16 protein-coding genes are annotated in these 25,420 nt (G+C 61.2%); 6 read left to right on the plus strand and 10 right to left on the minus strand.

The window, feature by feature from the left end; genetic code table 11:
* Positions 1-30 precede the first annotated feature (30 nt).
* Together ABD833_RS16080 and ABD833_RS16085 are read right to left on the minus strand one after the other, a co-directional pair.
* Positions 31-1,224 (minus strand): threonine synthase, encoded by a 1,194-nt coding sequence (locus ABD833_RS16080; RefSeq protein ID WP_345074358.1) that lies wholly within the window; start codon positions 1,222-1,224, stop codon positions 31-33.
* 71 nt (positions 1,225-1,295) lie between these two features.
* Positions 1,296-2,195 (minus strand): LysR family transcriptional regulator, encoded by a 900-nt coding sequence (locus ABD833_RS16085; RefSeq protein ID WP_345074359.1) that lies wholly within the window; start codon positions 2,193-2,195, stop codon positions 1,296-1,298.
* 281 nt (positions 2,196-2,476) lie between these two features.
* Here ABD833_RS16085 and ABD833_RS16090 point away from each other — a divergent pair, with 281 nt between their 5' ends.
* Positions 2,477-4,663: a penicillin acylase family protein gene (locus ABD833_RS16090; RefSeq protein WP_345074361.1), complete on the plus strand. Its 2,187-nt coding sequence runs from the start codon at positions 2,477-2,479 to the stop codon at positions 4,661-4,663.
* A 65-nt stretch (positions 4,664-4,728) separates the two neighbouring features.
* Positions 4,729-4,869, plus strand: coding sequence for a hypothetical protein (locus tag ABD833_RS16095; protein ID WP_345074364.1), 141 nt, complete (start codon positions 4,729-4,731; stop codon positions 4,867-4,869).
* Between the two features lie 272 nt (positions 4,870-5,141).
* On the opposite strand, the gene ABD833_RS16100 is transcribed toward ABD833_RS16095, so the two are convergent.
* Positions 5,142-5,675, minus strand: coding sequence for a hypothetical protein (locus ABD833_RS16100; RefSeq protein WP_345074365.1), 534 nt, complete (start codon positions 5,673-5,675; stop codon positions 5,142-5,144).
* A gap of 126 nt (positions 5,676-5,801) precedes the next feature.
* Positions 5,802-6,611, minus strand: coding sequence for an MIP/aquaporin family protein (locus ABD833_RS16105; RefSeq protein WP_345074366.1), 810 nt, complete (start codon positions 6,609-6,611; stop codon positions 5,802-5,804).
* Positions 6,612-7,100: 489 nt separating this feature from the next.
* Here ABD833_RS16105 and ABD833_RS16110 point away from each other — a divergent pair, with 489 nt between their 5' ends.
* Entirely contained in the window at positions 7,101-12,563 is a 5,463-nt protein-coding gene (locus ABD833_RS16110) for an alpha-2-macroglobulin (RefSeq protein ID WP_345074368.1), read from the plus strand.
* Positions 12,564-13,297: 734 nt separating this feature from the next.
* On the opposite strand, the gene ABD833_RS16115 is transcribed toward ABD833_RS16110, so the two are convergent.
* The 3 genes from ABD833_RS16115 to ABD833_RS16125 form a co-directional block, all read right to left on the minus strand.
* On the minus strand, positions 13,298-13,756 hold the full coding sequence (locus ABD833_RS16115; RefSeq protein WP_345074369.1) for a hypothetical protein: 459 nt from the start codon (positions 13,754-13,756) through the stop codon (positions 13,298-13,300).
* Between the two features lie 69 nt (positions 13,757-13,825).
* On the minus strand, positions 13,826-15,286 hold the full coding sequence (locus ABD833_RS16120; RefSeq protein ID WP_345074370.1) for a SusD/RagB family nutrient-binding outer membrane lipoprotein: 1,461 nt from the start codon (positions 15,284-15,286) through the stop codon (positions 13,826-13,828).
* 20 nt (positions 15,287-15,306) lie between these two features.
* Positions 15,307-18,462: a SusC/RagA family TonB-linked outer membrane protein gene (locus ABD833_RS16125; RefSeq protein WP_345074372.1), complete on the minus strand. Its 3,156-nt coding sequence runs from the start codon at positions 18,460-18,462 to the stop codon at positions 15,307-15,309.
* Between the two features lie 394 nt (positions 18,463-18,856).
* On the opposite strand from ABD833_RS16125, the gene pbpC reads away from it, so the two are divergent.
* The 3 genes from pbpC (at position 18,857) to ABD833_RS16140 (ending at position 22,616) form a co-directional block, all read left to right on the plus strand.
* Positions 18,857-21,223 carry a penicillin-binding protein 1C gene (gene pbpC, locus ABD833_RS16130; RefSeq protein WP_345074373.1) on the plus strand — a complete coding sequence of 789 codons (2,367 nt, stop codon included), beginning with the start codon at positions 18,857-18,859 and terminating at the stop codon, positions 21,221-21,223.
* A gap of 302 nt (positions 21,224-21,525) precedes the next feature.
* Positions 21,526-22,062 carry a YMGG-like glycine zipper-containing protein gene (locus ABD833_RS16135; RefSeq protein ID WP_345074374.1) on the plus strand — a complete coding sequence of 179 codons (537 nt, stop codon included), beginning with the start codon at positions 21,526-21,528 and terminating at the stop codon, positions 22,060-22,062.
* A gap of 86 nt (positions 22,063-22,148) precedes the next feature.
* Entirely contained in the window at positions 22,149-22,616 is a 468-nt protein-coding gene (locus tag ABD833_RS16140; protein ID WP_345074376.1) for a YybH family protein, read from the plus strand.
* Between the two features lie 58 nt (positions 22,617-22,674).
* Here the strand turns inward: ABD833_RS16140 and ABD833_RS16145 are convergent, their stop codons facing one another.
* From ABD833_RS16145 to ABD833_RS16155, 3 genes are all read right to left on the minus strand, one after another.
* A complete protein-coding gene (locus tag ABD833_RS16145) occupies positions 22,675-22,962 on the minus strand; it encodes a hypothetical protein (protein ID WP_345074377.1) in 288 nt (95 codons plus the stop codon).
* A gap of 91 nt (positions 22,963-23,053) precedes the next feature.
* Positions 23,054-23,455, minus strand: a complete 402-nt coding sequence (locus tag ABD833_RS16150; protein WP_345074378.1) for a DUF779 domain-containing protein — start codon at positions 23,453-23,455, stop codon at positions 23,054-23,056.
* A gap of 196 nt (positions 23,456-23,651) precedes the next feature.
* Entirely contained in the window at positions 23,652-25,181 is a 1,530-nt protein-coding gene (locus ABD833_RS16155) for an aldehyde dehydrogenase family protein (protein ID WP_345074381.1), read from the minus strand.
* Positions 25,182-25,420: the final 239 nt, after the last annotated feature.

The following is a 25,420-nucleotide window of genomic DNA, read 5'->3' on the forward strand; positions in this document are numbered from 1 at the left end:
TCGCGTTACGGCCCCGACTACAAGCTCCCTTTAATATTGCCCTTCCACGTTCTCCAGGTATTTCTGCGCCGAGCCCGTGTTCAGCAGCAGAATCCGCTCCTCGGGCTGCAGCCAGCCGGATTGCAGGAGTTGCCGCGCGGCCATCCAGATGGCCCCGCCTTCGGGCGCCACGAACAGGCCTTCCAGCCGGGCCAGCTCGCGCATGCCCTCCACCATTTCGGCATCGGCAACGCTCACGACCGTACCCTGGGACTCGCGCAGCACGTCCAGCATCAGCAGCTCGCCCAGGGGGCGCGGCACGGCCAGGCCGTTGGCAATCGTTGGGCGGCCCACGTAGTGGTGCGCGTTGGCCTGCCGGCCCAGGTAGGTTTCAATCAGCGGGCAGCAGTTGGCGGCCTGCACGGCTACCATGCGGGGCAGCCTGGCGTCGGGGGCCAGCCAGCCCAGGGCTTTCATTTCCTGAAATGCCTTCCAGATACCAATCAGGCCGGTGCCGCCCCCGGCGGGGTACAGAATCACGTCGGGCAGCTGCCAGCCGCCCTGCTCGGCAATTTCGTAGCCCATGGTTTTCTTGCCCTCGATGCGGTAGGGCTCCTTCAGGGTCGATACGTCCAGCAGCGCACCGTTGGCGTTGGCCTGCCGCACCCAGGCGGCGCAGTCGTTGATGAGGCCGTCGATAAGCTGCACTTCGGCCCCGTACCAGTAGCACTCTTCCTTAAAGGCTTTGGGCGTGTGGCGGGGCATGGCTACCACGGCGCGCATGCCGGCTTTGGCGCAGTAGGCCGCCAGGGCCACGCCCGCATTACCGGCCGTGGGGATGATGCAGCCCAGCACCCCCAGCTCTTTAGCTTTGGAAATGGCCATGCTCAACCCCCGGGCCTTGAACGAGCCAGTCGGGTTCTGTCCTTCGTCCTTGAGTACTAAAGACTGCAGACTGTAGCGGCCGGCGAGGCTTTTCAGGTTGAGCACCGGCGTGAAACCTTCCCCGAGAGTAACCTGATTTTCTTCGTGGAGCAGCGGCAGCAGCGCCCGGTAGCGCCACATGGTGCCATCAAGCGGGTTGATGCTGTCCTTGCCGAGCGGCTCGTGCAGGTCGTACGCCGCCAGCAGGGGCATGTGGCAGCACGCCGAAACCCGCTGCAGCGAGTAGGGCGAGTGGGCGGTGGCACAGACGGAGCAGTGCAGCGTCTGGAGGCGGGAAACGGATTCGAGGGTCGGGTTCATAGTCGGGAGTTCAACGCAAAACTCCGCCCCTGCTATTCCAAAATCAAATAGTGTTTCGGAATAGGCTATGCCTACTTGGCATAGTAGCGCCGCGCAAACTGGACGAACTCCCGGTAAGGCATGTTGTTTTCGGTACCCTTGCGCTGCACGAAATCGAAGTGGCGCACCAGGTTCAGGTCGGGCAGGCGCACTTCCAGCAGCTCACCCGAAGCCAGCTCCTTCATCACGGCCTGCCGGGGCAGAAAGGCCAGGCAGGTATCTACGCGCACGAAGTTTTTGAGGGCTTCGGTCCCACCCAGACGCACTTTCACTTTCAGGTCGCTGAGCTTGATGTGCTTTTCGGCCAGCGCTTCTTCCAGCACTGCCAGCGTGCCCGAGCCGGCTTCGCGCAGCGCCACCGGCACCTCGAGCAGGTCCCGGGCCCTAAGCTCCTTTTTCCGGAGCGGATTACGGACCGAGCAGACGGCCACCACCTCGTCGGTGAGCAGGGGCGTGTAGGTCACGTTGCTCACCTTGTGAAGGCCTTCGATGATGCCCAGGTCAATTTCATGATCGAGCAGGGCCTTGAGAATATTCTCGCTGTTGCGGTTTTTGAGGGTCAGCTGGGTGTTGGGAAACTTATTCAGGTAGGCCGACAGCACCGGCGGAATCACGTAGAGCGAAACGGTGGTGCTGGCCCCGATCACCATGTGCACCTGGGGCGAGAAGCCGGGACTGAGGGCCGTGAATTCCTGGTGCAGCTCGTGCTGGAGCTGTTTGGCCAGCAACAGCTTCTGGTAGAGCAGCTCGCCGGCCGGCGTCAGAATCACGCTGTTGCCAAGGCGCTCAAACAGGCCGGTTTTGTAGTGCTCCTCCAGCGCCTTCACCTGCTTGCTCACCGCCGACTGGCTCACGAACAGCATCTGACTGGCCTTGGTGAAGCTGAGCAGCCGCGCTACTTCGAGAAAGATTTCGTGCTTGTGGGAGAGCATGAGCAGGTGATAAGGAATAGCTACCAAGCGAAAAAAGGCCGGGCTAAAAGTATGGGATTTAGGCTGACAGCACTACGGACAGCCAGGCTTCCCGTACCGATACCTGCCGCAGCCAGCGGCAGGATGATTTGCCGCATTCGGTGCCCCACGGATTTTATATAGCTTGCCATGCGGAATCGGGAGGCAAGCTGACGCCCCGTGCTCGGCCGCCCGAAAGTACCCAACCGCTCCGATTTCCGGCATCAGGATCAGTTTTGTCTTACTATTTAACCTTGGCAAATATGCGTTTTCTGGTTCTCCTCCTGGTTTCCCTGGCCTCCCTCAGCGCCCGGGCCCAGGCCTTCACGGCCGCCGAAATAGCCGGCTGGCAGCAGCAGGCCCGGCAGGTCAGCATCGTGCGCGACACCTGGGGCGTGCCCCACGTCTACGGCAAGACCGACGCCGACGCGGTATTCGGCCTGCTCTACGTGCAGTGCGAAGACGATTTCGCCCGGGTCGAGGACAACTACATCACCGCCATTGGCCGGCTGGCGGAGGTAGAAGGTGAAGCGGCCCTGTACGAGGACCTGCGCGCCCGCCTGTTTCTCGACAGCACCCAGGCCATCGGCATCTACCAGAAAAGCCCCGTCTGGATGCGGCAGCTGCTCGACGCCTTTGCCGCCGGCACCAACTACTACCTCCACACCCACCCCACCGTGCAGCCCCGGCTGCTGCGCCGCTTCCAGCCCTGGATGCCGCTCATGTTCAGCGAAGGCAGCATCGGCGGCAACATCAGCGTGGTATCGGTGGAGCGGCTGAAGGCATTTTACGGCCAGAAGAAATCCAGCTCCTGGATCAACACCGACTTCGACAAGCCGGACCGGGAGCCGGTGGGCTCCAACGGGTTTGCCATTGCCCCGGCCCGCAGCGCCTCGGGCCACGCCCTGCTGCTCATCAACCCGCACACGTCGTTCTACTTCCGGCCCGAGGTGCAGGTGACCAGCGAGGCCGGCCTCAACGCCTACGGGGCCGTGACCTGGGGGCAGTTTTTTGTCTACCAGGGCTTCAACCAGCACTGCGGCTGGATGCACACTTCCAGCTACGCCGACTCGATGGATGAGTATCTCGAAACCATCGAGAAGAAGGACGGCAACTTGATGTACCGCTACGGCAAGCAGCAGCGGCCGGTGCAGGTGGGCACGGTGTCGTTGGCGTACAGGAAGGACAACCAGATGCTGCGCCGCGAATTCACCACCTACCGCACCCACCACGGCCCCGTAGTAGGCCAGAAAGACGATACCCACTGGGTGACGGTGCGCATGATGGACACGCCGCTCGAAGCCCTGGAGCAGTCGTATCTGCGCACCAAGGCCACCGACTACACCAGCTTCCGCGAGGTGATGAAGCTCAACGGCAACGCATCGAACAACACCGTTTTTGCCGACAGCAAGGGCACCATAGCCTACTGGCACGGCAACTTCATGCCCAAGCGGGACCCGCGCTTCGACTGGAACCAGCCCGTGGACGGCAGCAACCCGCGGACCGAGTGGCGCGGGCTGCACCAGGTAGATGAGCTGGTGCAGGTGCGCAACCCCGCCAGCGGCTTTATTCAGAACTGCAATTCCACGCCCTTCACCATGGCGGGCCCCGGCAGCAGTCCGGCCCGGGCAAAATACCCGGCCTACATGGCCCCCGACGCCGAAAACTACCGGGGCCTGAACGCGGTGCGCGTGCTGACTCAGCACCAGGCCAGCTTCACGCTCGACTCGCTGATTGCGGCGGCCAAGGACCCGTACCTGACCGGTTTCGATGAGCTGCTGCCCGCTTTGCTGGCCTCGGCCCCGGCCGGCGCCCAGACGCCCGCCGTGGCCGAGGCCCTGGCGGTGCTGCGCGGCTGGGACCGGCGCTACGGCAAGAGCTCCGTGGCCCAGACCCTGGCCATCTACTGGGGCGAAAAAATTCAGAAGCTGGCCCGAACCCGCGCCGCTGCCGACCAGGTATTCAACCAGATCAGCTTCAACGACTTCGCGATTAAGAATACCACGGCCCCGGAGAAGCTAACGGCCCTGGCGGAGGTGCAGGCCGAGCTGACCCGCGACTTCGGCACCTGGAAAATGCCCTGGGGCGAGGTAAACCGCTTCCAGCGCCTCACCGGCCGCATCGAGGAAACCTACGACGATAAGCAGCCCAGCCTGCCGGTGGCGTTTACCTCCTCGGCCTGGGGCTCCCTGGCGGCCTACGGCTCCCACTCCCGGGCCGGCACCAAAAAGCGCTACGGCGACGTGGGCAACAGCTTTATTGCCGTCGTCGAGTTTGGGCCGCGCATCAGGGCCCGGTCGGTGCTGGCCGGCGGGGTCAGCAGCCAGCCCGGCTCGGCTCACTTCACCGATCAGGCGGCTTTGTACTGCGAGGAAAACTTTAAAGAAGTGTTGTTTTACCCTGAGCAGGTGCGGCAGCACGCCGAAAAGACGTATTCGCCGGGGCAATAATGGCCGACCCGCTACCCTATGTGCCAGGGAAGCGTATCTTTACGCCAACTCTTAATTTTTTTCTCATGTCCACGAAGACTAACTCCGCCGAAAATACCCAGGCTGTCACCGCTGAGCGGGTAGAAACTGCTCAGGAAGCTCTGCACCGCCGCGTAAAGCAAAACCAGGTGCGTCGCCGCCTGAAGCTGAAGCACGTCAACCCGTAGTTTCGGGTTGGTATCGAACAAAAAACCCCGGTCACTCAGGTAGCCGGGGTTTTTTCGTGGGGTTTCCGACCGCCGCTTTGCTCCGGGGTGGTGCCACGAATTGCCCGCCGGGCTTCGTGGTACCACTATCGTTGCTGATGCAGCGGTATTTACGGCGGCGGGATTGTCGTTCAACGATAGTGGTACCACATTGATTTCTTCGCCGCGGCCTACAGACCCAGCCCAATGCGGCACTTTACCGGCTGGATCCGGCACCGTGCAGAGCCGGCTGTCTACAGTAGAATATCAAACGTCAGGGCGGGCAGGACGAGCAGCTTGCGGCGCACGGTGCGCATGCTGCCCTCCACGTAGTCGGCCACGAAGCCGTTGGCGGCCAGCACGCTGAAGCCGACGCGAAAATCAGAGCTGAACCGCAGATTCACCCCCACGCCGCCGCCCACATTAAGGTCGCTCAGGTTGCCCCGGTCGGAGCCCGTATCCCAGTGGTAGAGCGAGTACACCCCGCCCAGTCCCAGCACGGGCTCGATGCGCTTATTTTTCAGGGGGACGTAATACGTGAGTAGTCCGAGGCCGCCGCCGCTGAACTCGTTCTGACGGTGGTGGGGGTCAAATACCTGCGTGGCGGCCAGCCGAACCCCGAAATACTCCAGAAACCGGGCTTCCGTCTGCACCCCAATCACCCGGGGGTTAGCCAGAATCCCGAACGATGCCTTATACGGTTTGTAAGCCGGGGCGTCGGCGGGCAGATCCTGCGCCGCGAGGCTGAACGCGGATAGCAACAGAACAGGCAGTAGTAATTTTTGCATGGTTGCGGTAGTGAAGCCGACTAAGGATATGCTCGATGGCCGAATATACGATCTGGTCGCGGGCGAACCGGGCGTGAGGATAGCTATGAATGAAGCCGACAAGGCGCCCCCGGAATCAGACCCAGATCAAGGGGCCGGATTGGGATAGTGGGGCGGCTCGGCAGCAGAATTCCTGGCCAGCTCCTGGTCGGTAGCCAGTCCCGGATGAAAGCGCTGGAAAAACACGGTAGCCAGCCCCATGGCCGCCGGTGGAGCCACCAGATAGAGCCAGAGGTCGGCAAAGTTTCGGGCGGCCACGGCCGACGCCAGGCTCCGGGCCGGATTGAGGCTCATGCCGGAGTAAGGCGTTTCCCAAATGATATACCCGGTAATTAATACCCCGACGAACCAGCCAGTGGCCTTCCTGAGCCGGGCCGAATGCAGGCTCAGCAGCAGGACCAGCATCAGCACGAAAGAGATACCGAACTCGGCCGCGAAAGCCAGGCCCGCCCCGCCGGGCCCGGGCTGGGTAACGGTGAAATTGATCCGGGGATGCCCGAGGCAGGTACCCAGTACGACTTTGAGCAGCAGGGTTGCGCCCAGTCCGCCCCCGGCCTGAGCCAGGATATACCAGAAAACATCGGCCCGGCGCATCTTTCCCAGCTGCCAGAAAGCTAGCGTGACCGCCGGATTGATGTGCGCCCCCGACCGTTTGCCCCACGGATGGTAAGCCAGCCCCACGATGACCAGCCCCATGCCCACCCCCAGCGGCACGCGGCGCAGCAGGTCCCCCGCTCCCTGGGCCACCAGTGCCTGGTGCAGCCCGGAAGCCGGATGCTCCAGAGCCAGCGTCAGCAAGGTGCTGCAAAGCATAAACACGCCCAGGCCCACCGCTTCGGCCAGGTAGTAGGGCCAGTTGCGGCGCAGGGCCAGGGTTAATTCAGTGAGCAACGACATCGGCGCAGGCGGTGGAGGAAGGAGTTGATACTATAATGCTGCCATTTGGCTTCTGCTGATGCTTTCCCTCAGTTTGCTATCGACGCAGCACCGCCGCGCGGCTGGCCTTCCTCCAGCAGATCTTCAGTACTGCTGTTACGCGGGGTGAGGTGGGTTGCCGGCGGTGAGAAGTTAGGTGAACTGACCTATTAAATTGGCATACATGTTCGTTCGCGCTTTGCGGGGCTCTGCGTCCTCTGCGCGAGATTTAAACCAGGCAAGTATCTGCCAAATTTGCTTGTCAGTTCACCTATCTCCTAACTCCTCAAACAGGGCTTCAGTAAGATCCCGCGTAACCGCAGATCTTCATCAGAGGAATTAAGCGGTAATTCAACCGGCCTTATCAAAGCGAGTAAGAAGGTAAAAGGTCAAATTACGGGGAATCAGACTCAACTACCCAACCCCCTTTTTGCATACCTTCCGGCGTCCTTCCACTCCCCGCTGCTTCGTATGGTTTCTCCCCGCCTGCTCCACCGGCCGCTGCTGGTGCTGCTGACTCTGCTGTACGCCTGCTCCAAGCCTGATACTACTACCTCAACCGCGGAAGGCGAGGAAATCAGCCCCTACCAGAACATCGTCTTTACCTTCGACGAGCCCGTGGGCGCGGGCAAAGTCAGCCGCTGGGACACGGTGCAGTACGTGCAGTTCGAGCCTGCCGTGCGCGGCAGGTTCAAGTGGACCAACGACCGGGAATTGACCTTCTCCCCGGCCGAGCCGTTTCGGCCCGCCACGGTGTTTCAGGCCCGATGGCGGCCGGTAGCGTTGGCGGCGCTGAAGCTGAAGAAGGAGCCCGCACTGGGCCGGACGAAGTTTCACACCCCGGCCCTGCAGATGCACGAGCCCCAGCTGTTCTGGAGCCAGAGCCGGCGCGTGGCGGGCTCGGCCGAAATGCGCGCCAACCTGCTGTTCAACTACGCCGTGCAGCCCGCCGACCTGCAGCCGCTGCTGCGCGTCACCCAGGACGGCAAGCCCGTAGCGTTTGAGGTAGTATCAGCCGAAGCCGACAGCATCGTGGGCGTGGCCCTGACCCAGGACGTGCGCCCCGGCTCCCCCGTGACGCTGGAAGTCGCGCCCGGCCTGCGCGCCCTGGGCTCCGACCGCGCTACCGCCAAACCGCTCACCGCTCAGGTAGCCGTGCCCGACCAGCAGACGCTGCTGGTGCGCGAGGTGGTGGCTTCCATCGTGGAGGGCGACCCGGTGATTACGGTGCTTACCAACCAGCCCGTATCGGCCACCGAAATTCCGGCGTTGCTCACCGTGTCACCGGCGGTGGAGTATGCGGTGGAAGCGCTGGAAAGCGGCTTCGTGCTCAAGGGCGGCTTCGACGTGGACAAAACCTACCAGCTCAGCTTGCGCAGCGGCCTGCGCGGCTTGCTGGGCGGACAGCTGGCCGAACCCTTTACTCAAACCGCCTCCTTCGTGGATGAGCGGCCCAGCCTGAGCTTCGCCAACGGCGACAAGGCCCTGTACCTCGATGCGCTGGGTTCGCGCAACCTGGGCGTACGCATCGCCGAGGTCGAAAAGGTGCAGGTCACCATCGCCAAAGTCTACGCCAACAACATCCAGCAGCTGCTGCGCGGCGGCAAGCAGTACGGCTACGATTACGACGAGGAAGGCAGCGGCGAAAGTGAAGGCGGCGAGTACGAGGACAAATCCTACAACTACTACGACGTCGAGACGCTGGGCAGCGTGCTGACCGAGCGCACCTACTCCGTGGCCGGTTTGCCCAAACAGGGCGGGCTGCGGCTGCTGAACCTGAGCCTGAAGGACCTGGAGTTTACCGGGCCGATGAAGGGGCTTTACATCGTGAAGGTGCAGGATACCGAGCGGCAGTGGCTGCAGGTGAGCAAGCTGGTTTCGGTGTCGGATATCGGCCTCATCGTGAAGCAGGGCAAAGCCGGCCGCACGCTGGTCTTTGCCAACTCCATCCGCAATGCTACCGCGCTCGGCGGCGTGAGCGTGCGGTTTGTGAGCACCAACAACCAGGTAATCAGCAGCGGCACCACCAACAGCGCGGGCGTGGCCGTGTTCGACAGCACGGCCGCCACCAGCCGCTTCCGCCTGAGCATGGTTACGGCCCAGCGCGGGTCCGACTTCACCTTTCTGAATCTGCCCACCAGCCGGGTGGAAACCTCGCGCTTCGACGTGGGCGGCCTGCAAAGCAACGCTGCCCGCTACCAGGCCTTCCTCTACGGCGACCGGGACCTGTACCGCCCCGGCGACACCATCCGCACCAACACCGTCGTCCGCACCGAAAGCTGGCAGGCCCCGCCGGCCGGGCTGCCGGTGAAAATCCGCCTGCTGCTGCCCACCGGCAGGGAATACGCCAGCCTACGCAAGCAGCTTTCCGCCGACGGCGCATTTGAGTCGCGCTTTGTTCTGCCGCCCGCCGTCATGACCGGCCTCTACACGCTGGAAGTGCTGACCGGCAACGACGTGCTGCTGACCTCGCGCAAAATCTCGGTCGAGGAATTCATTCCCGACCGCCTCAAGGTGACGGTGCAAGCCGCGCCCGCCGTGTTGCGTCCCGGCCAGTCGGTTACGGCCCGCATCACGGCGCTGAACCTGTTTGGCCCGCCCGCCGCTGACCGGAAGTTCGAGGTGGAATTCTCGCTTAAGGCCAGGTCCTTCACCCCCAAAAGCTACCCTGGCTACGAGTTCAACATCAGCACCGGGGAACGGAAGCGCACGAACTTCGGCGAAGAGGAAAACACCTCGATTTCGGACCGCTTCGAGAAAACCACCCGCAAAGGCACCACCGACGCCACCGGCCAGGGCACGGCGGCTTACGAAGTACCCGCCTACGCCGACCTCGGCACCCTGGAAGGCGCGGCCTTCGCCACGGTGTTCGACGAAAGCGGCCGACCCGTAAACCGCCTGGCCACCTTCGAGGTGCAGACCCAGCCGGTGCTGTTCGGGATTCAGCGCCTGCCCGAGCTGGTGAGCACGCGCCAGGCGCTGCCGCTGCGCTTCGTGGCCCTCACGCCCAAAGGTCAGCCGACCGCCGCCGCGGCTCAGATCAAGGTGGTGCGGCTGCTGTGGGAAACCGTTATTGAGCGCCAGGGTGGGCGCTACGGGTACAACTCCCAGAAGCGCGAGCAGGCCATTCTGACCCAGAACCGCACCATCGGCACCGAAACCAGCCTCGACTTCACGCCCGCTTCCTCCGGCGAGTACGAGGTGCGCGTGTCCCGGCCGGGTGCCGCTACCTACGTGGCCAGCCGCTTTTACGCCTACGGCTACGGCGACACCCAGAGCAACTCCTTCGAAGTGAATAACGAGGGCGAAGTCACCATTGAAGCCGACAAGGCGAAATACCAGCCCGGCGAAACGGCCAAACTCCTGCTCAAAACGCCCTTCCCCGGCCGCGTGCTCGTGACGGTGGAGCGGGACCGGGTTATCGACCATTTCTACGTGACCACCGACCAGAAGTCGGCGCGGGTGAGCATCCCGATCCGGGGCAACCACGTGCCCAACATCTACGTGACGGCCACCGCCATCCGCGAAATCACCGACAACCGCCTGCCGCTCACCGTGGCCCGGGGCTTCGTGCCGCTCACGGTGGAAAAGCCCGGCACCCGCCTGCCTGTTACCATTAAGGCCCCCGCCCAAAGCCGCTCCCAGACCTGGCAGACCATCGAAGCCAGCACCGCGCCCGGCGCTGCCGTGACCTTCGCGGTGGTCGATGAGGGCATTCTGCAGCTGAAGGACACCCGCACGCCCGACCCCTACGGCTACTTCTACCAGAAGCGCGCCCTGGAAGTGCAGGCCTACGACGTGTACCCGTTTCTGCTGCCCGAGCTGGGCACCAGCTCCTCCGGCGGCGACGGTGCCGACCTGAGCCGGCGCACCACACCCGTGCCCTCGCGCCGGGTGCAGCTGCTGGCCAAATGGAGCGGCGTGCTCCGCGCCGACGCCAACGGCAAAGTGCGCTACCGGGTGCGTATCCCGCAGTTCAGCGGAGCCGTGCGCATCATGGCCGTAGCCTACAAGGGGGACGCCTTCGGCTCTGCCGGGCAAACCATGCGCATCGCCGACCCGGTGGTTATCAGCACCAGCCTGCCCCGCTTCCTCAGCCCCGGCGACACGATTGACGTGCCCGTCACGCTGACGAACACGACGGGTAAAACGACTTCCGGCACTGCTACAATTAAGGTAAACGGGCCACTGCGTTTAGTTGGAGCGACTACTCAAAGCATTTCGCTGCGGCCCAACGCCGAGCAGCGCACCCTATTCAAAGTACTGGCACCGTCGGGTATTGGCAACGGCACTGTGGTAGCTTCTGTGCAGGCAGCAGGAGAGATGTTCACTGAAACCATCGAAATACCCGTTCGCCCGGCTTCCCCGCTGCAAAAGGTCACCGGCTCGGGCGTCGTGCAGGGCGGCAGCGCGCAGACGCTGACCCTGAAAACCGACTTCCTGCCGGCCACCCTGCGCAGCCAGCTGGTGGTGAGCCGCTCGCCGATGACGGAGTTTGCCCGGGACCTGCGCTACCTGTTGCAGTATCCCTACGGCTGCCTGGAGCAAACCGTGTCGGCCGCTTTCCCCCAGCTTTACTATGGCGATTTGACCGCCACGCTGGGCCAGAAAACCGGCAGGCAGGCCCAGGGCACGCGCTTCAACCCCAACTACAACGTGCAGGAAGCCATCCGCAAAATCGAGGCCCAGCAGCTCTACAACGGCAGCCTGAGCTACTGGCCCGGCGGCGACTACGACAATTGGTGGGCTACGGCCTACGCCGCCCACTTCCTGCTCGAAGCCCAGCGCGCCGGCTTCGAGGTGAACAAGAGTACGCTCGACCAGACGCTCCAATACCTGCAGGCCCGCACCCGCAAGCGCGAAACGGAGGAGTATGACTACTTCGACGTAAATAACATCGCCCGCCGCAAGGTCATTGCCAAAAAGGAAATTGCCTACTCGGTGTACGTGCTGGCCTTGTCCGGCCGCCAGGATGCCGTGGCCCTGAACTACTACAAAGCCAACCGCCAGCTGCTGGCCCAGGACTCGCGCTTCCTGCTGGCCGCCGCCCAGGCCATCGGCGGTAACCAGCGCGGCTTCCGCGACCTGCTGCCCACCACCTTCACCGACCGGGCCGCCCGCCGCGCCCTCGACGGCAGCTTCTACTCGCCCCTGCGCGACGACGCCCTGATCCTGAACGCCCTGCTCGAAGCCGACCCCGCCAACGCCATGGTGCCCCGGCTCACCCGCCAGCTTAGCCGGCAGGTGAAGCAGGCCGGCTGGCTCAGCACCCAGGAACGGGCGTTTGCCCTGCTGGCCCTGGGCAAAGTAGCCCGCCGGAATGCTGCCAGCACCGCCACGGCTGCTATTCTGGCCGACGCGAAGGAAATCGGCCGGTTCTCCGGCCCGGACCTCACGGTAAACAACGTGGCCAACCGCCGGCTGGCCCTGCGCACCGCCGGCCGCGGCAGCCTCTACTACTTCTGGGAAACTGAGGGCGTATCACCCACCAACACCGGGCGCGAGGAAGACGCCTACCTGAAAGTGCGCCGCCAGTTCCTGGACCGCCGCGGCAAACCCGTCGGCTCGGCCACCTTCCGGCAGAACGACTTAGTGGTAGTGAAAATCACCATCCAGAGCACCGAGGCGGCCGGGGAAGTGAAGAACGTGGCTATTACCGACCTGCTGCCGGCCGGCCTGGAAATCGAAAACCCGCGCATCGGCGCCGTACGCGACATCACCTGGGCCCAGGATGCCGCCCAGCCCGACTACCTGGACCTGCGCGACGACCGAATCAACCTGTTCACCACCGTTACCAGCGTTCCGAAATCGTTCTACTACGTGGCCCGGGCCGTGTCGAAGGGCACGTTCCGGCTGGGGCCGGTGAGTGCCGATGCCATGTACAACGCGGAGTACCACTCTTATTCCGGGGCGGGCGTGGTACGGGTGCGGTAGGGGTTTCGGGTCGCGGCTTCCCCGGCATTTCTGCCGGGTCCGGGCGAATCTGCCTGGGCTGTTTTTTTGGCCGGTTGCCAGCCGTATCCGGCGCCGGCAGCCCCGTTTGCCTCAGGCGCGGCGCAGACTTTCACCGCTGCCGCACCTGCCGGCAGCGGCAGACCATGCGGGACGGGTCGCCAGCCTTGCCCGAACCGACTGTATAGCAAGTTCTTCTTTCGGAAGGCCTGTTATTGAACCTGTTTAGGGTTTCGGTTTTTTCGTCGTTTGTCATCCTTCATCTGGCGTACGCTTGCGAAGGACCTTCTCACGACTGCTCATTTTGGCCTAATTCCAAGTGGTACGGACGTGATAAGGTCCTTCGCTCCGCTCAGGATGACAGCTTTTTCGAAACCCTAAACAGCCTCATTGCTTCGGGAAGGCTAAAGAGTTGTTCCCAACTACTAAAAAGCAGGCGTCAGGCTGAGCGAAGCGTAGCGGAGTCGAAGCCTCTCGCCTGCTGACGGTGCAATGGCATGCCGACGAAGCGAGCGAGATACTTCGGCTTCGCGGACGCCAGATGAAGCAGGACGTGCTGTTTTTTGTGTTTTGGTAGTTGGGAACAGGTGTTAAAGCTAATTTCGCTGCTACAGCCGTTGGCCCGGCAGGCTCTTGTCGCAGGAATGACAAATACCCGCAATAAAAAAACCCCGACCAATCTGGTCGGGGTTTCTTGCAACAGCCCAAACGAGAGGCTACCGAATGATTACTGCGGCCAAGAAGCGGGTCTCAACGCTTCCATCCGCGAAAATGGCATCCACCTTCAGCGTGTAGGTGTTGGCAGCGCGCGAAGAAACAGGGGCTACCGTGCTGAAGCCGGGTATGTCACCGTCGGCCGTATTGCGCACGGCTACTGAAGGTGCCGTTACGATGGCACTGCCCCCACTAACGCTGAAGGTGCCTACGTCCTTGGTTCTGGCGGCGACCCCAACGTTATACAGGCTGGTAACCCGGACGCTGCTGGCACCGTTGGCCGTTACTTTCAGATTCAGGTTGTTCGCCTTTTGAAAGTCGGCCGTATTGACGTCAATATTGTCGAAGAAGATTATCTGTGTTTTCGGGGTAACCCGAAAGTTGGTTTCTTCCTGCTCGCAGCTGCTGAGCGTAAACGTAGCCGCGAGGAGAAGAAGTAAAAAGTTGAAAAGGCTTTTCATGGAGAGTGCTGTTAAAGAGAAAGACGTCGGCGGGCTTCCCACTAGCGTTGCCGGCGAGATTCTGAGTGGTTATTTAAGATCCCAGAAAACCGACGGAGTAGTCAGGTTTGCTCTTGCCGGAGTGTTGGCAGGATTAGCCACTCGCTCCAGGTCCGGGTACGGCAGAATCCGTGGAATAAGGTTGCCGGTCACGTTGTTGGCAGCAGGCGTCAACACCGGGAAACCCGTACGCCGCCAGTCCGTCCAGGGCTCTACCGCCACGCCGTAGTTCGCCACAAACTTCTCCTCAATAATTTGCTGCAGCGCGTTGCCGGCCGTAAAGGCTGGCCGGCCGGCGATGTAAGCCGTAATATCAGCCGCAGTAACTACCCCGGCAGCCTCCATAGACCGCCGAATGCCCAGCTCAAAGTTGGTGCGGGCTAATGCCAAGTCGTTGGTCCGGACAAAATATTCCGCCAGAATGAGGTGGTACTCGGCGGCCGTCAGCATCCGAACCGGAGCGGTGCCGGTGTAAGCAGTTGTAGCTCCTCTCAGCGGGCCGCGCAGGTACACGTGCATCCGGGAGAAAGCCGTACTGACTGCATTTACCCCCGTGCCGTTGCCGGCGCCGGTGTATTGGCCAGCGACGGGAAAGGCCGTGAAGAAAAAGGCCCGGCGCGGATCAACCTTCTGGGTCATCAACGTCACCAGCGCAGAGCTGGGGAAGAACTGGTTGGGGCGGCGGCCTTCGAACTGATCAATGGGGTTGTTCTTATTGGCCGCGTCTTCGAACGTCAGCTGGAAGTTTTCCGCGTTAAGGCTGATGAAGTTCGTGCTCGGCAGCGCCGCCAGCGTGGCCAGCTGCGCGGCTACCACACTCGACTTCAGCGGAAAGTAGTGGATGTAAAGGCGCAGTTTCAGCGTGTTAGCCAGCTTTTTCCAGTTGGCAATAACGCCGCCGTAGATCAGATCATCACCCGCGGGGATCAGGGCCGAGGTCTTGTCCAGATCAGCTACCCCCGCGTCGATCAACGTGATCAGCTTGGTATACACCTCTTCCGACTTGTCGTACTTGGGCTGCAGATTCTGTTCAAACTTCAGCGCATCCGTGTAGGGAATATCACCGAAGGCATCGGTGGTAACCCCGAACAGAAAGGCCTGCATGATTTTGGCCATCCCGGAATAACGAGGGCTCGTGCTGGCCGTCTGCTCGATGAGTTTCTGCAGATCGGCCTGGGCTCCGCCGTAGATGTTGCCGCGCCAGGCGTTGTTCAGGTCAGTAGCCGTCACGTTGTAACGGTCGTACTCGGCAGTCTGGATACCGGAACCGCCCTGCCCCGAGAACTGCTGGACAAACAGCGAGGAGTAGCGATGAATATCCGACCCCATGAGGAAGCCCAGGTGAGTTTCCGCGGCGACGAGGGTATTGGCCGGTGGAGCCACCAGCACCGAGTTCGGGTTCTGGTTTACGTCCAGGAAACTATCACAGGCTCCCAGGAGGCCCAGCGACAGCAGAAAGGTCGCGTATTTGGTGAAGCGGGAAAAACGCATATATAGGAATGAAGAAGCCGTTAGAAAGTGAGTCGGATGGAACCCCCGTAGGACCGGGACTGAGGCAGAGCGTTGAACTCCAGGCCTTGCGAGTTGCTCTGACCCTGGGCGTTTACCTCCGGATCGATGTGCGGTACGTTAGGAGCATACAGGAAGAGGTTACGGGCATTGAAGCCCAACTCAACAGCACCCAGGAAAGTCTTGTCCGTCAACGTCTTGGGAAGGGTATAGTTCAAAGCCAGTTCGCGTAAACGAACCCAGGAAGCATCGAACACCACCAGTTCTGCTCGGCCGAAACCATACAGCTCATCGTAGTAGTCTTCGGCGGTAAGCTGTACGTTGTTGGTGATGAACGTCCCATCGGCCTGACGAATAACCCCGTCGATGACGTAGACGTTGCTCCGGTCAGCCGTTTCCTCGGCCGCACCTTGCCGCCGCACGTCACTCACGTTACGCGAAATAATGTCGCCCCCGTACCGGATATCGAGCAGCGTGCTCAACGTCAGGCCTTTGAAGGAGAAGTTGTTGGTAATACCACCCGTCCAATCCGGGTTAGGATCACCGATAATCTTGTTGTCAAGGGCCAGTTGGGGGCGTCCCCGTTCGGAAAGCAACAGCTTGCCAGCTGCCGTCCGCTGGAATACCGATCCAAACAGAACGCCGTAGGGCTGGCCGGCAATCAGACGGGTACTTGGCGTAGTGAAGCCACCCAGCGTGATTTGCTCCACCCCGGGGGCCAGCGAGACCACCCGGTTGCGGATCCGGCTCCAGTTGAAGGAGTTGCTGTAAGTGAAGTCCCCCAGTTTCACGGGCGTTGAGGAGATCAGCAACTCAATCCCCTTGGCTTCTGACTTGCCAATGTTCTGGAATTGGTTGGTGACGCCCGAAGCGGCGGCTACCGGCACCGTGAAGATGATGTCTTTGCTTTGCTGGTTGTAAATGGTGGCTTCGATGCCCAACCGACCGCCGAAGAAGCTCAGATCCGTTCCTACTTCGTAAGTAGTGGTGAATTCCGGGCCCAGGTTAGGGTTGCCCGCTACGTTGTCGAACGACAAACCTAACTCGTTACGGAAAGGGAAATTGATAGCCGGACCAAATCCGTCGGCAGGACTGTTAGTCGACGCGTAGTACGAATCGGTGGAGTACACCGGGGCTTCCCGACCCACCTGGGCGGCCGCTCCGCGCAACTTACCCGAGGTGAAAATCTTGTTGTCCTTCAGTACCGGGATGATATCGGTGAACACCAGACTGGCTGAAGCGCCGGGGTAGAAATACGAGCGCTTGGCTTTGCCAAAAGTTGACGACCAGTCATTCCGACCCGTCAGGCCAAGAAAGAAAAAGTCTTTGTAGCCCAGCTGCAAATCACCGTAGGCGCCGATCAGGCGGCGCTTCGTTTCATCGCCGAACGGCACGAAGGTTTTCGTGTTCGTGATGTTATCGAAGCCCCGGACCTGAATATCGCTGCCCGTAACGCCAATATCGGTGCTACGACGCTGGTTGATTTCGTTACCCAACAGTAAGCGGGCCGAGATGTCTTCCGTGATGTTGCGCTTCGCCGTCAGATTGAGGTAAGAGCTGATTTCGCGGCGGGTGAACGTTTCATCCAGAATGTTACCAATCAACGTCGGGTTGGTGTTGGCAATGCTGGTACCGCGGCTGTCGCGGGCGTTCACGTATTTGAAGGTCTGCGCGTAGGTATCGGTACCGAGTTTGTAGTCGAGCGAGAGCCAGTCGGTGAAGTCGTACCCCACGCTGACGTTACCCACAATCCGATTCAGTTCGTCGTCGTAGGTGTTGTTTTTGATCGTCCACAACGGGTTATCGTCGGTGCTGTACCACGTGTTCGCCGGCGTAAACGTGCCCACTACCGCGGCGCCGCGCTGGCCGTTCTGCGGCAGCTCCGACTCAAACGGGTACTTTCTCACGTCGTAGCTGCGGGGCAGGAACCACGTGCGGAAAAATGGGTTGGCCAATTGGTTACCCTGGGGCGTCCGCGACGAGCGGTTGTTGGTGAAGATCAGACCAACTCCCGTCCGCAGCTTGTCGGTCAGGTTGGCGTTACCGTTGAAGGTGAGCGTATTCCGCTTCAGGTCGTTGTTGTCCAGGATGCCCACTTCGTGCAGGTTGCCGTACGACGCGAAATAGCGCGTCCGCTCGGTGGCGCCGGACAGGGAAACGTTGTTCTGGAAGTTGGAGCCCGTCTTGAAGATGTCCTTAACGTTATCGGGGTTGATGGACAGCACTTCTTCCTCCCCGCGGAAGTTTTGCACCTTCTGCCCCGTTACCCGTGGTCCCCATGAACCTAAGGCAATGGGGTTGAAATTTCCACGGACGCCCTGGCCAAATTCGTTCTGGTAGTCTGGCATACGACCAACCTTAGACACGTTGTAGTTGGAGGTAACCGAAACCGACTGTTTTTTCTTGCCGAATGTCGCTCCCCGCTTGGTAGTGATGAGGATTGCTCCGGAAGCAGCCCGCGAACCGTACAGAACGGCGGCGGCCGGGCCTTTCAGAATCGAGACCGTTTCGATGTCGTCCTGGTTGATATCGATGGCGCGGTTGGAGTTGGAAACCCCACTTTGCAGGCTATTTCCCCCGCCGCCGTTGTCAATTGGAATACCATCGACGACGAACAAGGGCTGATTGCTACCGTTGAAAGTGGTCAGACCCCGGATGAAGATGTTGGATGACGAGCCTACCATCCCGTTGGAGGATTGTACCCGTACCCCGGCGACTTTACCGGCCAGCGAGTTGACCACGTTGGTTTGGCGCGCCTGCGTCAGCTCCGTGGACTTGATCTCCGAAATAGAGTATCCGATGGCTTTTTTCTGCTGCTCGATGCCCAATGCCGTCACGACGACTTCGCTCAGCTGCTTGGAATCAGTACCCAGACCAATGTTAAGCTGGTTGCCCGTCCCTAACGGACGCTCAGCGGAAACGTAGCCTACTGAGCTGAATACCAGGGTGCCCCCTTCGGCCGGTACGCTCAGATTGAACGAGCCATCGGAATTGGTTGATACCCCGTTTGTGGTGCCTTTCAATAGGACGGTGACGCCAGGCAGACCATCGCCTGACTGCCGGTCCGTAACCCGGCCGGAAATACTCCGGTTCTGGGCTGTCACCTGCTGAAGCAGGGTGAACATGAGCAGTAAACTCATGAATAGAATTTTTTTCATGCAGAATGGACGGTTTGGTAAGAAAAAAAGAGTGTTAGAGGCGGTAATCTACAACGCAGAGTGGGTATAGCCAAAACCATACGTTACAATTATTTTCAAATTTGAGTTGAATACTATCAACAAAGATGGCAATACCCTGATATGAGCACTGGTAAGTTGTTCCGATGAATAGAGTACTGCACAAAGACTATCTTTCCTGAACAACCCTGTATTCTCAAATCTGGCGCCCGCTGGTGCCACCGCACCGGATTGGCCCACCAGACGACCGGGCCGAAAACAGGGCAGCCCAGCGACTACATGAGCTTACCACGAACCGTCTGCTGCTGACCTGCCGCGTATCTTGCCGCGGCCCCAACCCTGATTTCCCCTTACTGCCCCGGCCCGACTACATCCCATGATCAGACAGGCAGGTATCTTGGTCGGGCTGCTGGTAGGGTTGGGCTGGGCCCTGGACGCGGGCTTCCCCCTGCCACCCCGTCCGCAGTATTCCCCGGTCGTCGCGGCAGCGGATGGCTCGGTACTCCACGCCTTCCTGAATCCCACCCAGAAGTGGCGGATGAAAACTGAGCTCCGCGAAATAACGCCGGCCTTGCGCCGGGCCATTATTTATAAGGAGGACCGCTATTTCTACTACCATTGCGGTATCAACCCCCTGGCTATTGTCCATGCCGCGGGCCGCAACCTTGCCGGCCGGGGCCGTACCACCGGGGCCAGCACTATCACGATGCAGGTAGCGCGGCTACTGGAGCCCAAGGCCCGGACCTGGCCAAATAAGCTGGGCGAAATGCTGCGGGCAGTTCAGCTGGAGATGCACTACAGTAAAGCGGAGATTCTGCAGCTGTATCTGAATCTGGTGCCGTACGGGGGCAATGTGGAAGGAGTGAAGTCGGCGGCGCTGCTGTACTTCCAGCAGCCCCCCGACTACCTGTCGCTGGCGCAGACCGTGACGCTGGCTATAATTCCCAACCGCCCCCGGGCCCTGGTTCTGGGCCGCAGCAACGCCGCTATCCTACAGGAGCGCAACCGCTGGCTGCGGCGGTTTAAACAGGCCGGATTATTTCCGCGGCAGGCTATTGCAGATGCCCTGCTGGAGCCGCTGGACGTGCAGCGCCACCCCGCTCCGGCCCGGGCGCCCCACCTGGCCCGGCGGCTGGTACGGCAGTTTCCGGGCCAGGCTATTGTTGCCTCCACCCTCCAGCGCGGCAAGCAAACCAGAGCGGAGGACTTAACCCGCAACTACGTTCGACGCCTGCATCCCCTGGGCATCACCAACGCCGCCGTGCTGGTCGTCAACAACCGCACCCGGGCCGTGGAAGCTTACGTGGGCTCAGCTGATTTTACGGATGCCCTCAGCCAGGGCCAGAACGATGGCGTGCAGGCCGTCCGCTCACCGGGCAGCACCTTGAAGCCGCTGCTGTATGCGCTGGCCATGGATAAAGGATTGGTAACCCCCAAGCGGCAGCTGGCCGATGTGCCGACCAACTTCAGCGGCTACCAGCCGGAAAACTTTGACAGGCACTGCCAAGGCGAGGTACCCCTGGACCGGGCGCTGGCTTACTCACTCAATATTCCGGCCGTCCGGGTGCTCGCCGAACTGGGCGTACCCACGTTTACCGGCAAGCTGCGGGCGGCAGGCTTCCGCAGCGTGGCCCGCAACGATTCCCGCTTGGGGTTGAGCACTATCCTGGGCGGGTGCGGCGCGACTCTGGAGGAGCTCACTACGCTATACGTGACCATAGCGCGGGCCGGGCAGTACGCGCCCCTGCAGTGGACCACTGCTCCGGCAGCACGGCTACCAACGACGGGTAGCCGGGGTGAGCAGAAAGCGCAGCCAGCTGCATCAACCCCGGCAGCCCCCCCACCTGCGCGTGGCACGACGCTGATTTCGGCGGCTTCAGCTTTTCTGGTCACCGACATCCTGGCCCAGCTCACCCGGCCCGATTTGCCGGTTGGTTACGAAACCAGCCGCCACCTGCCGAAAATTGCCTGGAAAACCGGCACCAGCTATGGTCGTCGCGACGCGTGGAGCATTGGCTACAACCAGGAATACACGATTGGGGTGTGGGTCGGCAACTTCAGTGGCCAGGGCAGCCCGGCCCTCACCGGCGCCGATATTGCTACGCCCCTGCTATTCGACCTCTTCAATACGCTGGCCTACAACTCGCCCAATACCTGGTTCCAGCCCCCGGCCAGCCTGGATTTCCGGCTGGTATGTACCGAAACCGGCCTTCCGCCCGGCGAAAGCTGCCCCAATCAGCTGATCGACTATTTTCTACCCGGAATCTCAACGGGGCAACGCTGCCAGCATCAGCGGGAGGCCCTGCTTTCCGCTGACGGGCAGGTCATGTATTGCCGGGCCTGTGCGCCGACGGCGGGCTTCCGCCGGGAAAGGTATCCTAATCTATTGCCCGAAGTACTCGCCTTTAAGGAGGCTCAGGGCATTCCTTATCAGCGGTTGCCGCCGCACAACCCGGCGTGCCAGCTGGTGAGTGGCGCGCGCGACCAGGCGCCCGGCATCACGTCCCCGCTGGCCAATACTGAATACGTGCTGAACAAAGGCGAGCACCAGCAGCTCCTGCTGAGCTGCACTACCGGCAACGAGGTGCGGCAGGTATACTGGTACGTCAACGACCAGTTTCTGCGCGTTGCCAAAGCCACGGAGCGCGTCTTTTTCCGCCCTCCGCCGGGCCCCCTGAAAATCTCCTGCGCCGATGACCACGGCCGCAACACCGATGTCCGGGTGCGGATAAGCGAATTCTGACCTTCCCTGCCTACGCGTTGGTCCGCTGGCCGGCAAAGAACGACGCCGGCCCTTTCCAATGAATCAGGCGGCGCGGCTACCGGGGGGTTATCCAAGGGCAGGTGGGTTTCCATGGGCTTTATTGGGCCAACCGTACTCCCTGTGGTAGTGATGCCGCCGCGGTCCGCGTTAGAACCTTATTCATAGCGGAAACCGTATATGGGGCCCAGCCCCGGTAAGCCGGGCCGCCGGGTTGGCACGGTGCTTGCCAATATCCTCCCGTGACTGACCACACAGGTTGCTTAAACTTTAAAGATTTAGCCATGAAAAAGTTCAGTTGGATTCTCGCCCTGGTTATGCTGTTCACCGGGGTCTTTGGGGCCCAGGCTCAGGAAAGAAAGAGGTGGAGCCCGCAGGCTAAGGGTGCCGTAATCGGTGGCCTTGGTGGAGCCGCCGCCGGCGCCATTATCCACAAGCGTAACCGCGCAGTGGGTGGCGCGGTAGGTGGAGTAGCGGGTGCCGGCGTGGGCTACGCCATCGGTAAGCGGACTGATAACAGGCGTAAGGAAGCGGCCCGCGTGGCGGCCATCGAACGGGCCGCCGCTAACCGCGCTGCCAACGACCGCGCCGAGCGGTCGGCCCTGGCCCGCCGCGTAGATGCTGCCGAGCGGAAAGCCGCCGTAGCCCAGGTGAAGCAGCAACAGCAGTATCCTGTGATGGCCAATGGCTTTGCCGCCACCACGCCCATGATGCTGACCGCCAGCAATGGCCCCGTAGCCGCCGGCTATCTGCCGAACGAAGCCTACGGCAACCGCAACAGTGCGTATTCGACTTCGGAGGTTCGCAGAAAGAGCTGGTAAGTCCGGATTTCCGCTACTTTCGCCGACTCCAGCCTTGTGCCGGAGTCGGCGAAATTCTTTTACATCGTTCACCAAACCCTGGTTTTATGAAGTCCCTTCTTTGGATTTTGCCCCTCACCGCGGCCCTCGCCACGTCCTGCACCAAAACCGCCGACCCGGCCAATCCGGCCGTAACGGCCCAGGTCCTGAACCAGCAGTTTATCAGCGCCTGGAACAGCAAAAACGCCATTCAGCTCGATACTATGTTTGCCGATGACGTACATTTCCTGCAGGGCGAAACCCACTTCCAGGGCAAATCGGAAGTGTCGAACCGCTGGGTGCGCGAAACGATGGGTACCATCTCCAACCTGCGCCTCAACGTAGCCAGCTCCGCCACCGACGCGCAGACGGCCTACGAAGGCGGCACCTACAACGTGGACGTTACGCCGACTACCCCTGGCGTACCCATGGGGGAAGGAGAAGGCAACTTTATCCTGCTCTGGAAAAAGAATCCGAAAGGCGTGTGGAAACTAAGCTACGCCCAGCTCGAAGGCCTCCCCGTCCGGGTGAAATAGCTTTATCCGGAAGCCTGAAAGCCCGTCGGACCCGGCCCTGCTGCCGCCCGACGGGCTTTTACAGTTCTGCCCTTTCGAGCAGATACACTTGCGTACCGGCCGGTACCGTGGTAGCTCCTTCCGGCGTAAGCAGCAGGGCCCGCGCAACGGCGGTGGTTTCGCCAGCCTCCCCCGGCCGGGATATTTCCTCCACGCTGGCGGTAGCGGGTTCCTCGTGCCCGTCGGCAAATACCAGCTTCACAACCCATACCGTGTGCAGCTCAAATGCCTGCAGCAGCGGCAGGGTCTCAAGGCCGATGAGCAATATGCCCAGCCCGGTCAGGTTGAAGCTTTCCCTTACGCGCATCAATAATTCCGGGGCCATAGTGCAGGCTACGCAAAAAGTCCCCGCCGGATAATCAGCGGGGACTTTTTGCGTAGCTGATAACGAGTCGCCGCTAGGCTTCCAGCGGGCGCGTCAGGTATTCCTCACCATCGTAGACCGGGGCCATATCTGCGGCCTCTTCTTCCGTGAATAAGCGGGAGCGAACCAGAAACCGGACGCCCAGCGGAATTTCCAGCGAGAAGCTGGCCCCCCGGCCTTTGGTCACGTCGATGGTGAGCTGGGTATGTTTCCAGTACTCAAACTGGCTGCTACTCATAAAGAAGTCGCAGCCGTGAATCTGACCCAGCCACACGTCGTTGCCGCCGATGCGGAATTCGCCCTTGGTGAAGCACATCGGCGACGAACCGTCGCAGCAGCCGCCGCTCTGGTGAAACATCAGCGGGCCATTTTCATCGCGGAGCAGGTCGATGGTGGCTTCGGCGGCGGGTGTGACCAGCACTCTTGGAGTGGGCATGGGAAGTGGTGAAAGGTGGAATTGTGAGGTTATGAGTTTGGGAAGTGGTGTAAAAACGCCTGTCATCCTGAGCTCGCGAAGGACCTTATTACGTACAAACGAGTCGTAACAACGACGGTCGTTCAACTGGCATAAGGTCCTTCGCTTTGCTCAGGATGACAGGCGTGTTTTCACCACTGCCTAATTCCGCGCTGGCTTAAAAGAAGCCCAGCTTCTGCTGGCTGTAGCTGATGAGCATGTTCTTGGTCTGGCGGTAGTGGGCCAGCATCATCTTGTGGTTTTCGCGGCCGAAGCCCGAGGCCTTGTAGCCGCCGAACGGGGCGCCGGCGGGATAGTCGTGGTAGCAGTTGACCCACACGCGGCCGGCCTGAATGGCGCGGGGCATCTGGTACAGCTCATGGGCGTCGCGGCTCCAGAGGCCGGCGCCGAGGCCGTAGAGCGTGTCGTTGGCCAGCTCGATGGCGTGGTCGTTGTCGGTGAAGGTGGTCACCGACAGCACGGGGCCGAAGATTTCCTCCTGGAAAATCCGCATTTTGTTGTGGCCGCGGAAGATGGTGGGCTGGATGTAGTAGCCATCGGTCAGCTCATCGTGGTCGTGGGTGCGGTGGGCTTCGCCGCCGATGAGCACCTCGGCCCCTTCGGCCTTCCCGATTTCGAGGTAGCTCAGAATCTTCTCGTACTGGTCGTTGCTGGCCTGGGCGCCCATCATCGTCTCCGGGTCGAGCGGATGGCCGAGCTTGATGGCTTTCACCCGCTCAATCAGGCGGGGCATAAACGCGTCGTAGATGTCTTCGTGGATGAGCAGGCGGGAGGGGCAGGTGCAGATTTCGCCCTGGTTGAGGGCAAACATGGCGGCCCCTTCGAGGCATTTGTCCAGGAAGTCGTCGTCGTGGTCCATCACTGACTTGCAGAAGATGTTCGGCGACTTACCGCCCAGCTCCATCGTTACGGGGATGATGTTTTCGGCGGCGTACTGCAGAATGAGGCGGCCGGTGGTGGTTTCGCCGGTGAAGGCCACTTTCTGCACCCGCTTGTTGGAGGCCAGGGGCTTGCCGGCTTCCAGGCCGAAGCCATTTACCACGTTGATGATGCCGGGGGGCAGCACATCCTGAATCAGCTCCATGAGCACCATGATGCTGGCGGGCGTCTGCTCGGCGGGCTTCACCACCACGCAGCAGCCGGCAGCCAGGGCCGGCGCAATTTTCCAGGTCGCCATCAGCAGCGGGAAGTTCCAGGGAATAATCTGGCCCACCACGCCCAGCGGCTCCTGAATCACCAGCGACAGCGTAGTGGCGTTGAGCTCTGTGGCGGAGCCTTCCTCGGCCCGGATAACGCCCGCGAAGTAGCGGAAGTGGTCGATGGCCAGCGGCAGGTCGGCGGCCATCGTTTCGCGGATGGCCTTGCCGTTTTCCACCGTTTCCACGGCGGCCAGGTGGGCCAGGTTGGCCTCCATGATATCGGCAATCTTCAGCAGCACGTTGCTGCGGGTGGTAGCCGAGGCTTTGCCCCAGGTTTTGAAGGCTTCGTGGGCGGCGTCGAGGGCCAGCTCAATGTCTTCCTTGGTGCTGCGGGCTACTTTACAGAACGCCTTGCCGTCGATGGGCGAGGGGTTTTCGAAGTATTCTCCCTTCACCGGAGCCACCCATTTGCCCCCGATAAAGTTGTCGTAATGGGATTTGAATTTGGGCCGGGCAACCAGGGTGGAGGTGTTTTCCAACGTTTCCATGAAGCTGTGTTTAGGAGTGGGAATACGGACAATTTGACCAGGTCAAGCTAGGTTACTTAAATACTTCAACCGCTCTCTTATCGTCGCACAAAAGCGGTCTATTGTCGCAACATTGGTGAGTACTTACTACTTTACGGGGAGGCTTCTTCCTGCCGGCACTTTTCGTTATCTAACCCGTTCTGCTCATGCCTGCCCCTCACCTGCCCACCGCCTTACCCGTGCACGCCACCGCCCAGCTT

Source organism: Hymenobacter fastidiosus, assembly GCF_039539565.1.
Taxonomy (GTDB): Bacteria; Bacteroidota; Bacteroidia; order Cytophagales; family Hymenobacteraceae; genus Hymenobacter; species Hymenobacter fastidiosus.